This window comes from Streptomyces sp. NPDC047706 (genome assembly GCF_043204795.1).
In the GTDB taxonomy this organism is placed as follows: domain Bacteria; phylum Actinomycetota; class Actinomycetes; order Streptomycetales; family Streptomycetaceae; genus Streptomyces.
This window is the reverse complement of the sequence record NZ_JBIDCW010000052.1, coordinates 1-9,516: the sequence shown is the minus strand read 5'-3', so window position 1 is coordinate 9,516 and position 9,516 is coordinate 1. Positions and strand designations below refer to the sequence as shown.

General features: G+C 67.0%; 7 protein-coding genes. 3 read left to right on the top strand and 4 right to left on the bottom strand.

Annotated elements, in window-relative coordinates; genetic code table 11:
- On the bottom strand, positions 1-83 hold an 83-nt coding region (gene rpmF, locus ACGF8A_RS34200; protein WP_393114678.1), incomplete at its 3' end, for a 50S ribosomal protein L32.
- A 655-nt stretch (positions 84-738) separates the two neighbouring features.
- Here rpmF and ACGF8A_RS34195 point away from each other — a divergent pair.
- Entirely contained in the window at positions 739-4,530 is a 3,792-nt protein-coding gene (locus tag ACGF8A_RS34195) for a P-loop NTPase fold protein (RefSeq protein WP_393114674.1), read from the top strand.
- Between the two features lie 17 nt (positions 4,531-4,547).
- Here ACGF8A_RS34195 and ACGF8A_RS34190 read toward each other — a convergent pair whose 3' ends face one another.
- Genes ACGF8A_RS34190 through ACGF8A_RS34180 form a run of 3 tightly spaced genes read right to left on the bottom strand, consistent with a single transcriptional unit; the run spans position 4,548 to position 7,626 of the window.
- The gene (locus tag ACGF8A_RS34190) at positions 4,548-5,591 is read right to left on the bottom strand and encodes a 2-hydroxyacid dehydrogenase (RefSeq protein ID WP_393114672.1); all 1,044 of its coding nucleotides are present in this window, start codon (positions 5,589-5,591) and stop codon (positions 4,548-4,550) included.
- Positions 5,588-6,745: an aminotransferase class I/II-fold pyridoxal phosphate-dependent enzyme gene (locus ACGF8A_RS34185; RefSeq protein ID WP_393114669.1), complete on the bottom strand. Its 1,158-nt coding sequence runs from the start codon at positions 6,743-6,745 to the stop codon at positions 5,588-5,590. The genes ACGF8A_RS34190 and ACGF8A_RS34185 overlap by 4 nt, the downstream gene beginning before the upstream one ends.
- Positions 6,742-7,626, bottom strand: a complete 885-nt coding sequence (locus ACGF8A_RS34180) for a hypothetical protein (RefSeq protein WP_393114667.1) — start codon at positions 7,624-7,626, stop codon at positions 6,742-6,744. Before ACGF8A_RS34180 ends, ACGF8A_RS34185 begins: the two co-directional genes overlap by 4 nt.
- 710 nt (positions 7,627-8,336) lie before the next feature.
- Between ACGF8A_RS34180 and ACGF8A_RS34175 the strand changes: the two genes are divergently transcribed.
- Together ACGF8A_RS34175 and drmC are read left to right on the top strand one after the other, a co-directional pair.
- The gene (locus tag ACGF8A_RS34175; RefSeq protein ID WP_393114676.1) at positions 8,337-8,789 is read left to right on the top strand and encodes a Zn-binding domain-containing protein; all 453 of its coding nucleotides are present in this window, start codon (positions 8,337-8,339) and stop codon (positions 8,787-8,789) included.
- Positions 8,786-9,460 (top strand): DISARM system phospholipase D-like protein DrmC, encoded by a 675-nt coding sequence (drmC, locus tag ACGF8A_RS34170; protein ID WP_393114665.1) that lies wholly within the window; start codon positions 8,786-8,788, stop codon positions 9,458-9,460. The genes ACGF8A_RS34175 and drmC overlap by 4 nt, the downstream gene beginning before the upstream one ends.
- Positions 9,461-9,516 lie beyond the last annotated feature (56 nt).

Here is a 9,516-nt window from a genome sequence, read left to right as displayed (position 1 = left end):
ACCAGCTGAGGCGTCGTGGCCTTCCACTGCGCGCGACGGTGACGGGTGTTGCTGCGCGACATCTTGCGTTTGGGCACGGCCATGGGGACCTCCGGATGCGAGCGATGAGCGCACTCGACAATACATGAACATGGGTTTCATTGCCAAGATGGGTTCCGGCGGTGGTGCTGCCCTGCACTTCGTGGACTCCCGCGAGATCGTCCATGACGGTTCGTTCCTCAGCGGTGAGAGGAATCGCGACAACCTTCGAGAGCGCGGAGTCTGCGGTCTCTTCGGCACCGAGGCCCCGCGACATCCGCACGCAGCATCAAGAGGCAGAGCAGGCCTGATTGTTCGTGTATGCATGCACTCCTTGTCTCGAGTGCGTGTCGTGCTGAGCGCGCCCGTCGGCGGGGCGGGTGTGCTGTTGCGCGTTGCAGAGCAGATGGTCCTCCCGCGCCCTTGGCGGTGGGACGGCGGCACGGCCGCTCACGCGGAACCAAGCGCTCCCGATGCAGAGCGCTACGGCTTGAGCGGGCGAGGGGCCACCCGACCCCGGCGAATGAACCGGTCCTCGGTGGGTAAGCATCCGTCGCTCGAACTGGATCCCGGCTCAAGGGGGTGCACGGTGAGTTCCGCGTTCAGATCCGTGAGGGCATCCATGGCGCACAGGGCCGGATTCCTTATCGCTCGCATTGTCCCGGCGGACGCCAAGCCTCCTCAGAGGAACCATCAGCTCACCCAAGGGTGTCCTAGGGTATGACCGTCCCAGTCGTCGCGCCATCAGAGGACGGCATCCCGTGGCTCGATCCCCAGCCCGGCGGCGTCGGGGCCTTGGTGACCTGGCGTGAGACGAACGGCGCATTGCGTCTGGCCTCGGCGGGCGCGGACCGTACGGTGCGTGTCTGGGACCTGCGGTCCGGCACTCCCCTGGGACCGCCGCTGATCGGTCACACAGCCTGCGTCGGCGCCCTGACCCATTGGAGGGACGACGCGGGGGAGCATCGCCTCGCGTCGTCGGGCGAGGATCACACGGTATGGATCTGGGACCCGGCCCGGGGAACGGCCGCCGTGGGCCCCTTGACCGGACACAGCGAGTGGGTCATGGGTCTGACGAACTGGACCGCACCGGATGGCGGGGTTCGCATCGCTTCTGCCAGTGCGGATCACACGGTCCGGATCTGGGACGCCCGCACCGGAGACCCGCTGGGGGAGCCCCTGAGCGCGAGTTCGGGTGGTCTGTGGGCGGTGGCGGCGCTCGTCCTTTCCGATGGCTCCGTGCGGCTGGCGGCCGGTGGCGACAGCGGCGACGTGCAATTCTGGGACGCCGGTACCGGCGAACCCACTGGCCACATCCAGCAGGCTTGTGCGGCGGGCGTCTATGCGATCAAGGCCTGGCAGGGCCCGGGAGGCTCGGCCCGGCTCGCGATCGGCGGAGTGGACGGCACCGTGCAGGTCCGGGACGCCGAAGGGCACTTCGTCTGCGAGCCGATGACCGGGCACACAGCCGCCGTACGATCCTTCGCCGTGTGGACCGGTGACGACGGCGTGACGCTGCTTGCGTCTGCCGCAGCGGACGGCACTGTTCGTATCTGGAATGCCGAGACCGGCAGCGCCGTGGGAGAGCCCTCGCCCGGTCATCTCGGTTGGATGCCTGCCGTCGCCGTGTGGACCGACGACAGTGGAGACTTCCGTCTGGTCACCGCGGGAGACGGGGGGACGATCCGTCTATGGGATCCCCGGACGGGCCTCGACGTGATGGAGCCTTTGATCGGCCATGTCGCCGGCCAATGGGCGCTGACCAGTTGGCAGAGTGCCGATGGATCCGCACGGCTGGCCTCAGCGGGCGACGACGCGGTCATCCGTCTCTGGGATCCCGAGTCGGGTGCACCCGCAGGGCCGCCTCTGACGGGGCACACGGCCGGAATCTGGGCGCTTACGAGTTGGACACGCGCGGACGGACGATCCCGGCTCGCCTCGGCGGGTGATGACGGTACCGTCCGGGTCTGGGATCCCGACGCGGGATCCGCGCTGCACGAACCGCTGCCGGGTCAGGCTGCCTGGTTACCGGCCCTTGCCTCGTGGCAAGGAGCCAACCACGAATGGCGCCTGGCCTCGGGTGGAACCGACGGCGCCGTACGCGTCTGGGATCCGGAGTCAGGAGAACTCGTCCGGGAATGGGCGTCCGGGTCGCCCTGGGTGCTGGCTCTGGTGGCGTGGACGAATGCCGAGGGATCGCATCGACTGGCGTCGGCCGGGGACGACGGCCGCATCAGGGTCTGGGACCCGGAGACCGGTGATGCGGTGGGTGCGGAGATGGCCGGTCATACTGCATGGGCACGAGCACTGGCCGTATGGACCGACCACCAAGGATTACCCGCACTCGCCTCGGCGGGCTTTGACGCCGTTGTCCGAACCTGGGATCCGGAGACAGGGGCGGCGGTGGGCGGCCCCCTCACAGGGCACACTGCACGTATCGGGGCCCTGACCCAATGGCAGGACACGGACGGTGGATTCCGCCTGGCCACCGGCAGTGACGACGACACCGTCCGGGTATGGGACCCGCACACGCGGACCTCGGCAGGCGATCCCTTGGTGGGACACACATCAGGTGTCTGGGCACTGACAAGTTGGACGACCCCCTCGGGCGCCCCGCGTATCGCGTCGGCGGGGTACGACGGCACCGTAAGGCTGTGGAATCCGCGGACGGGAGAAGCGGTCCGGACGATCGAAACCGGGCCAGTCACGCTGTGGGGCATGTCGGATGTTCCCGCCCGAAAAGACCTCCTCGGCCGCAACGCTCTCGCCCGTGCCCTCGCCCACCAGGCCTTCCGGCCAAGCGACCCCTCGAAAGGGGAGGGCGGTCCTAGTGTGATCAGCGTCGAGGGACCCTGGGGCAGCGGGAAGAGCACCCTGATGACCTTGGTACGTGATCTGGCACCAAGCCCGGCGCGTTCCAGCGCGGACGCCCCCCGCAAGCGCTCCATGACCACACGTGAGGCTGTGCGCCTGATCAGCAGATACGGTCGGCGCCGCTCCGCGCCGAGAGCCGGGCCTGATCGAGTCGGCATCGTCACCGCCTGGTTCAACCCCTGGTTCTACCAGTCCGGACAACAGGTCTGGGCGGGACTGGCAGGGGAGATCATCGAGGCCGTGGCACCAGTGCTCTACCCGACCGAGAGCGAGCGAGAGCGCTACTGGTTCACCCGTAATCTGGAGCGTGTCGACCGCTTCGCGCTGCGGCGGTTACTGCTCCGGCGCACCGTCTCACCCCTGCTCGGCATCGGCATTGTCACCGTGCTGTTGCCTTTTCTTCTCGGCCTTGCCGCATTGAACAGGTCCTTGGACTTTCTCGGTGCCGGCTGGACGGCGGTCGACGTGTCGCTGGTCGTCGCCGTCGTGTTCCTGCTCGCGGTGCTGATCCACTCCATCGTCCGGTACTGTTTCGGTCGTGTATCCCGCTTCATCCCCGGCACGATGCTGCGCCTGCCGGTACACGATAGTGGTGAGACGGGTCTTCAGGAGAACCCGGATCAGGCCGACCCGCTTCTGCGCGCTTCGGCTGGGTCGTTGTATCTGTTGCAGCACGACATCGGACAACTGCTGAGAGATCTCGCTGACACGGGCAATGAACTCGTGGTGTTTATCGACGATCTGGACCGTTGCCGCAGCGATACCACCGCCGAGGTGTTCGAAGCCGTCAATCTGTTCCTGAACGGCATCGCCAGCGGGCATGGATTACGTGCCCGCTTCGTCATCGGTCTCGATCCCTCGGTGGTGGCTGGCCATCTGGACGCCTACGCCGGTGCCACCAGTACGGAGACCGGTGTCTACGCGCAGGACCCCAGCCCTGGCTGGGCCTTTCTGCGCAAGCTTGTGCAACTGCCCGTTGTACTGCCCCAGGTCTCGGACCAGGGAGTCGCGGACTTCGTCGAAACCGTGACCCGTCTGCCCTCCGCACATCAGACGCCCCCACCGGTGAACGTTCCGTCCCCACGGAGACCGTCAATCACCGGACCGGCCGACCGGAGCGCGCCCCCGGCGGCACCGAATACCGTCCCCCCAGGTGACCATGGTCCGGGCAGCGTGCGCAGGCCCGCTCCCACCGCGGTGCTCGCCGTGCGCACCCTCGAACAGCATCCCAGGATCCAGCATCTCCTGAAGGAACGGATCGCAGCACTGGAAGAGCCGTCGATCCGTGAGGCCAAGAGGATGCTGAACGTCTGGCAACTGTATGAGCGGGCGTTGATGGTGGACGAGCCTCTGGCCCGGTCCGAGGCGGCGGTCGAACGCGCCTGTCTGCTGGTATACGTTGCTGAGATCGTGGTGCGATGGCCCGCTCTGCAGCGTCGGCTGCACCGCCGGGTGGAAGGGGGGCGGGGCTTGGACGTGCTCGCGGCGGCGGCCGAAGACGACTCGTCGTGGACAGCGAGGCTGGAACTTGTGGGACTCGACCAGCCCTCCCTGGAGCCAGGGGTACGTGGGTTAAGGCAATTGCTGCGCACTCAGGACGGGAGCGCGATCGCGAGACTCGCGAGCCGGGTCTTGTGAGCGGATACCCGTAGGTCTCAAGTGCGCCCCCTGATCACCCGTCCGATTGCTTGTCTGATCTCTCGGTATCCTGGGTTCTCGACCGCGGACTCCGTGTCCGTGCCCTGCAAGACGTCGCAGACCGTCCGCACGGCGAGAGACGAAGCACGCAGGTCCGCCGCAGTGGTGTGGAAACCCGTCTGCGGCAGACACAGGAAGCGTTCAGGGCCGAGCGTTACCAGACTCTGCCAGGCGGGCGAGCGGCGTAGCCCGTCGCTCGCAGCACGTATTCCGCGGTTTCCGCCGAGGACTTGATAGAGGGCGGCTGCATCGACGAGGTCCGGATGCCCGCTGTTGATCAGTAGTGCACCGTCCTTCATGTGTCCCAACTCGGTGCCGCCGATTTCAGGCCGCTCTCTCCGCGCGAGGCCGGGACGATGCAGACTCACCACGTCTGACGCCGCCAGCAACTCCGCCTTCTCGAGATATCGCGCCGAGGTAGCGGATTCGAACTCCGGCTTCCGGCTCGGGCCGGTGTAGACGACGCGCATCCCAAAACCGGCTGAGGCGATTATGCCCACACGGGTGCCGATACGGCCTGGGCCAATGACACCGAGGGTGCGGCCACGCAGTTCCAATGCCGCAGGTCCCATGGTCTCTGGCGTGATGAGCCCGTCAGCTCCCGAACGCGCGATCGATCCGAGAATCGGGCGTGCCAGAGCCAACATCAGAAGGACCGTGAACTCAGCCACGGAGTCCGCGTTTTCGCCCGGCGTCGCGGAAATGGCGATACCGAGTTCCATGGCCCGCCGCCAACCCGGCACGAAACCACGGTAGTCGGATCCCACGAAGGCCACAGCCTCCAGCAGATCCGCTCCCTCAAAGTGTTCGGGCTCCGGTTCCTCGTAACCGCCGATGACATATCCCGACGCACCCAGCAGCGCTCGGCGCAGCTCGGCTCCGGTGATCTCGTCCTGCTCGAGCCTGCGCAGTGTGTACCCGCGAGCTTCGATCTCCTTGAGTGCCGACGGGACGACCAGCGTGGTGCCGGTCACCAGAACAATTCTGCCGTCCTTGCTCACGTAGTCTCCCTGGGCGCTTCCGCGGAACGCCTGGCGCTGTCCAGGACGTCCACGCCGAGACGGAACAAATCCTCGTTGCGCAGTAGCGGCACCCGTATCCACTGCGATCCGGGATTGCCTGTGTCGCCGCGGTCGCGCTCCCAGTAGAAGCGGTCTCCTGGCAACACCTTGACGGACCGAGCCTGGCAGGCATCCAGGACGGCGTCCCGGTGCCGCCCCAAGGGCAGCCAGGCGACGCTTCGTTGGAAGGCGTGCACATCCGGAAGATCTGGTGTGAGGCCGAACCGTTGCTCCAGATGCCGTTGATTGTGGGCGGCCACAGCGCGGGCACGGGCAGCTTCCCCTTGCGGTCCTTCGTCCTCCAGCAGCGCCGCGAGCATCCTGATGTTGAGTTCCGAGACGTTGAGGAGGACATCGGTGCTGATGGAGCCCAGGTCGCGGGCAAGAGCGCGGGTGGCTGTGAGCACTCCTACCTTGGTGTCGTGCAGGGGGATGGTCTTACCGGTGTCATCGACCGTAGTGACGTCGGCACCGATGTCATTCGCCATGTCGACCAGGTCCAATTTCAGCCCCGGATCGAATATCCGGAACGACAGGTCAAGAACCAGAAGCGTGTCGTGCCGAGCTGCCCATTCAAGAAGTGCTAGCGCCTGGGCGGGCGTCAGTATCGCGCCGGTTGGATTGTTCGGCGCTACGACGACGAGGGCGCCGAGCCCCAGTGAGTTGAGGAAGTCGGTGTCGCAGTCCGGCAGGATGCGGGCCTCAGGGATGGGCAGCAGATCCAAACCGCTTCTGGCGAAGAGCGCAGGCACACTGTCGAATGTTGGCGTGATCATGCCGACCGGCCCTTTCAGTGACCGTAAGTACTTGGCGATCACATCCAGAGCGATCGAGGCGGAGTAGGTCAGGTAGGAAGAGTGAACCGGGTAGTGCTGGCCGGTGTGGCGGGTGAGGGCGTCGCGGAACCACGTCTCTGCCTCGAAGTAGTCCGGCCTGGCGTTGGTCAAGAGGTCGTGCGTCACCTCGGAGATGCATCGTACGGAGTCGGACGACAACGAGTGACGGGCGTGTGCGTCGGCCAGGTTGATGGTGTGGGCGGCGAGCGCCGGCCACTCGTGTTCGGTGAGTGAGTAGGCGGATGAGTCTGTCTTCACTGTGCCACCTCGCAGACGATCAGGGAGAACAAGCCACGTCGTGAGTAGGCACCGCACTCCAGGATGCGAACGTCCCGTAAGCGACTGCCGAGCTTGTCTGTCAGTCGACGGATCGTCGGGGCGCGGGAGTCGGAGCCGTCGTCGGCCGGCTCGTGCTCCAGGATCACGGTGAGCCGCTGGAGCCGATATGCCGCGCGGAGGACGACGGCGGATGCGATCTGGTCATACGAGGCGAAGGCGCCGGGTCCGATGCCGGACCGAGCGGCTTTTGCCGCTGCCAGGGCGAGCTCGGCCTCCGCCCGAAGCCCCGGAAGAGCCTGGGGCCGTGGCGAGGAGAGGTCGAACGGTGGAGAGGTGTAGAGCACAGCGTGCCGTGCCTGCACATGGAGTTCGTCCCAGATCTCCGCCTGGGTCGCATCGCCCCACAACACGTGGGACCCGGTGGTCGCGCAGGGGCCGGCCACCAGATCCGCCAGCATTTCGTGTTCCGACACGGGGTGTTCGGTGCCTTCGCTCAGACGGCGAGTCACCGAGAGACACGACGCCAGTGGTTGGTCGGGACTCACTCGCGGGGGCACGGCTCTCACGTGGTCGAATTCCGCTGCCGACTTGGCGAGACACACGCAGGCAAGCAAGGGGTCCAGTTCGACGCCAAAGAAGGGCAAGCCGAGCAGGCGCGCCGCGCAGGCCGAACTCCCGCCGCCGGCGAGGGGGTCCACGAACAGGTCGGCGGTTGGGCAGAGGTCCCGGACGATGCGGACCGTCGTGCGAACGTTCGACGCGTTCCTGGCCTGAAACCACCGGTCGATCGGTTCACGCGGATCCGGGAGATACTCCGTCAGATTCCCTGGCGGGCAGTATGCCTTGTGTGTTGACGTCACAGCTCCATCGCCCCCCTCGCGAGCCCGGCAATCCAGGGCACCACCCGAGTGCACTACCCGGGGAACCCGGCGCGTAAGAGCGCGATCGAGCCGAAACGCGAGGGCCAGGTACGGGACGATCACCTGCCTGCTCCTCAAGGCATTGCCCCAGGCACGAATATCTCGCCGGGATCCACCAAGACCTTCACCAGCCGGTTCATCGCCGCAACGGAGTGCGTGGTTTGCAACGGTGACTTCGACGGGCCCGGCCTCGCCCTGCCAACCGGATCACGCAGCGGTACGGAGCGGAGCCGTGGCGTACGTGGGCGGCCGACTACGAGTATGTCGAGCCCCGCACGCAGGCGCTGGGAGCACCGTAGATCGCCTCACCGGACCGCCGCCCGAGGGCGTGTGGAACACGCAAGTGGCTCCCGCCATGAACGTGCTGGGAGTTGCCCTGCACGAGGAGGCGGCGCTCGATCTGCTCCAGGAGGACCTCAGGCGAGGGCTCCGGCTGGCCGGCCGGCGGACCGGACCGGGATTCACTGGCGGCGCGCACCGTCAGCCCGCCCGTCCGACGATCACCGAGGGCGACGTCAGATGTTCAGCCCACCTGCCGCGAGCAGGTCGGTCACGCCGCTCACCAGACCCCTGCCCATGCCGTCGGCGTCGACGAGTTGTACCAACCGGAAGTCGGACCGGAAGACGAGTGACTTCGCCCCCTTTCACGGCTGGCCGAGCGCTCGCTCATCACTCTCCACACCCTTTCCCACCTGCTGATCCGCACCATCGCCCTGGAATGCGGTTACAGCTCGGCCTCCCTGGCCGAGCGGATCTACGCGGGCGACGAACAGAACCCTAGGACGGGGATTCTCATCTACACAGCCGTTCCGGACTCCGAGGGCACCCTCGGCGGCCTGGTCTCCCTGGCCGAGGAGCGCGAGTTCGCCCGGATCATCCGCCGCGCCCTTGCCGACGCAGGACACTGCTCGGCCGATCCGCTCTGCTCCGAACGTCTGCCCCACGACCCGGGCGACTACCTGCACGGAGCGGCTTGCCATGTCTGTCTCTTCGTCTCCGAGACCACATGCGAGCGCGCCAATCGGTTCCTCGACCGCCGCTTCCTCGTCCCCCTGTCCGGTGACAAGGAGCAGGTACTGACGCCGGTCGGTCTCCTGCCGTGAGCCGGAGCGAGTTCGAGGCCGCGGCGGAGGCTGCCGTCGCGGCCCTCGGCCTGTCCCGGGGCAAGGACCTCGCAGGTTTGCTGGCGCGGCGAGGAAGCAAGGAGCGGGCCTTGGCCGAACTCACCGCACCAGGGGCCGACGCAGCCGTCGCCGAGCTGTACGACGCGATGGCGAGCGAGTCGGTCCCGCTCGCGGAGGCAGCCGCCTACGTACGGGGCTATGTCGCGGCCATGCGGCATGCCCGGGACAGGGTGCGGGTCCGTACCGTGTGGACCGGCCCGTCGACGCCCGCCGTACCGTTTCGGGCGACCGCCCAGGTGATGGTCGACGTCATCGACGAGGCCCCTAACGAGCTGTTGGCCATGACCTACGCGGCCCGCCCGTACTCGGCTCTGACGCGGGCTCTCACAGCGGCCGCGGAACGAGGCGTGAAGATTCACATCGTGGTCGAGACACTGGCCGGCGCGAGGGGTCTCCTCAAAGGTCGGGAGCCGGCCGAGGCATTCGCGTTCGTCCCCGGGCTGCATCTGTGGCACTGGGCGCGCAACACGGCCGACCACCCTCACTCGCGTCAGCACACCAAACTCGCGGTGGCCGACCGCCGGACACTGTTCCTGGGAAGTGCAAACCTGACTGAGCTGTTCCCAGTAACCGTCGGCTACCGTCCGTGAGCACGAGGCGCGTCGCGCGATCCGCGGTATCCCCAAGTCCGGGCAGGCGTAAGGCC

Coding starts and splice junctions, on each gene's coding strand:
- ACGF8A_RS34195 (WP_393114674.1), top strand. CDS start 739: ATGACCGTCCCAGTCGTCGCGCCATCAGAGGACGGCATCCCGTGGCTC.